This window comes from Microcystis sp. LE19-131.1A, from assembly GCF_027532015.1.
In the GTDB taxonomy this organism is placed as follows: Bacteria; Cyanobacteriota; Cyanobacteriia; order Cyanobacteriales; family Microcystaceae; genus Microcystis; species Microcystis ichthyoblabe_A.
On the sequence record NZ_JAPZSS010000141.1, the window covers coordinates 1 to 1,069 of the forward strand.

The 1,069-nt window shown below is 39.9% G+C and carries 1 protein-coding gene and 3 pseudogenes; 2 read left to right on the forward strand and 2 right to left on the reverse strand.

Going from position 1 to position 1,069, the window contains the following annotated elements:
* On the reverse strand, window positions 1-242 hold a 242-nt coding region (locus O9323_RS11780; RefSeq protein WP_502846425.1), incomplete at its 3' end, for an IS1634 family transposase N-terminal domain-related protein.
* Window positions 243-433: 191 nt separating this feature from the next.
* On the opposite strand from O9323_RS11780, the pseudogene O9323_RS22890 reads away from it, so the two are divergent.
* Window positions 434-550, forward strand: a pseudogene (locus O9323_RS22890) (type II toxin-antitoxin system VapC family toxin); the annotation flags it as partial.
* A 159-nt stretch (window positions 551-709) separates the two neighbouring features.
* Window positions 710-799 (forward strand): annotated as a pseudogene (locus O9323_RS11785) (antitoxin AF2212-like protein); the annotation flags it as partial.
* Window positions 800-937: 138 nt separating this feature from the next.
* On the opposite strand, the pseudogene O9323_RS11790 reads toward O9323_RS11785, so the two are convergent.
* Window positions 938-1,069, reverse strand: a pseudogene (locus tag O9323_RS11790) (IS630-like element ISMae24 family transposase); the annotation flags it as partial.

Below are 1,069 nucleotides of genomic sequence, written 5' to 3' on the forward strand. Positions count from 1 at the left end.
TCTAAAATAGCCATCACATGACCATGAGGAAGACTTCTAATCACTTCAAAATGATTGGGAATGCCTTCAGTCATGGACAGTGTTGCTCCTTTAAGAGCCAGTTTTAGATTGTCGATAATATCATCGGGTAATTTTGAGAGATTGGCCAGGGTTCTTTTTTTGACTTGATCTCCTTCTCGGTAGGACTCCCGAAGAAGAACGGCGGGGGGGGAATTACGGTTAGGAACTTTTTCTATATACATGGCTATCATTCTAGCAAATGGAGAGAATTCTTGTCCATTAAGAAATGTTACAAATTACATGGGTACATTAAGATAAGTTAAGGGGGTGCATCCATTGATGGATAAGGGTTTTCAGCTATTGTGGTATATATGTATGGGGGAAGTTCAGAAATACAGTAGGATAGACGTGGGATAGATTTTCTCTTATTGCCGTGAGCGAAACCGTCTATATTGAAACCAGTATTTTGGGTCATCTAACCGCAAGACCAACAGAAAACCTGATTCTTGCCGCCAACATTAAGACTACACAAGACTGGTGGGATGAGTATTGTAAAGTTTCAATAGAAATATAGTCAGATATACTCAGGCATGGCAATATATGGACATGAAACTATCAGACTATTGTTCGTCACGGGATTTGATTCGTGTGGGCTAGACTGTAAGCAGCCAAATAAATCACCCCTAATTCTTGTGATAGAGATTTCCCCATGCCCCAAGCCTTGAAAGCAATTTATCATAGTGGTACGTTCATCCTTCAAACAGCTTACGATTTACCTGAAGGCACTGAGGTGGAGCTTTTTGTAAAATCACCTCAAATTATTCCCCCAAAGATTACCGATATTGCGGCTAGGCAGAATTTTTTAAGGCTGCTTGTTGAGCGAATGCAACAAAACCCCATTCCCTCTAATGCTCCCCAGTTTACTAGAGATAAGTACCTAGGCAAAATTAATTACATACTCGCCTCCAAAATTGTCCAGCACTTTTTTAACGTAAGCGAGGAGGCTCTTTCGGTCTTTATAGGCGCTAAATTCAATCCATTCATATTTTAAAAATCTCCATAATATTTC